1 protein-coding gene is annotated in these 614 nt (G+C 79.5%); it reads right to left on the minus strand.

Annotated elements, in window-relative coordinates; translation table 11 throughout:
* The coding region (locus tag B7L92_RS38685) for a thiamine phosphate synthase (RefSeq protein WP_081241686.1) at positions 1–451 on the minus strand (451 nt) is incomplete at its 3' end.
* Positions 452–614: the final 163 nt, after the last annotated feature.

Consider the following 614-nt stretch of genomic DNA (forward strand, 5'->3'; position numbering starts at 1 on the left):
GGCCGGGCTTGGTGGGGGTGGGCCAGCAGGGGCCGGTGCAGAAGTAGTCCACGCCGGGCTGGACGGCGGCCGCGGCGGCCTCCGACTCGGCGTGCGTGGAGCGGCCGATCAGGACGTCGTCGCCGAGCAGGGCGCGGGCCGCGGGGACGGGGAGGTCGCCCTGGCCGAGGTGGAGGACGTCGGCGCCGGCGGCGTGGGCGACGTCCGCGCGGTCGTTGACCGCGAGCAGCTTGCCGTGCCGGGCGCAGGCCTCGGCGAGGACCGCCAGGTGCTCCAGCTCCTCGGCGGCCTCCATGCCCTTGTCCCGCAGTTGCACGATGTCGACCCCGCCGGCCAGGACGGCGTCCAGGAACTCCGGGAGGTCCCCCTGGCGCTTGCGGGCGTCGGTGCAGAGGTAGAGCCGGGCGTCGGCGAGCCGGGCACGGGCGGTGGTGGCTGCGGTGTCGGGCATGCGGAGGTCCCCCCGGGTGTCGGTGGCGTCGCGGCGTCCGGGCCCGGCGGGCCCGGGCGGGTCGTCGGCGGGCCGCCCCGGCCGGACCGGGCGGTGGCGTGCGCGCCGCAGGGGGACCCTATGCCGGTGCCGCGGGAGACCGCGAGACGCCCCCCGCGCCCCG

The organism is Streptomyces viridosporus (assembly GCF_002078235.1).
GTDB classification, from domain to species: Bacteria; Actinomycetota; Actinomycetes; order Streptomycetales; family Streptomycetaceae; genus Streptomyces; species Streptomyces viridosporus.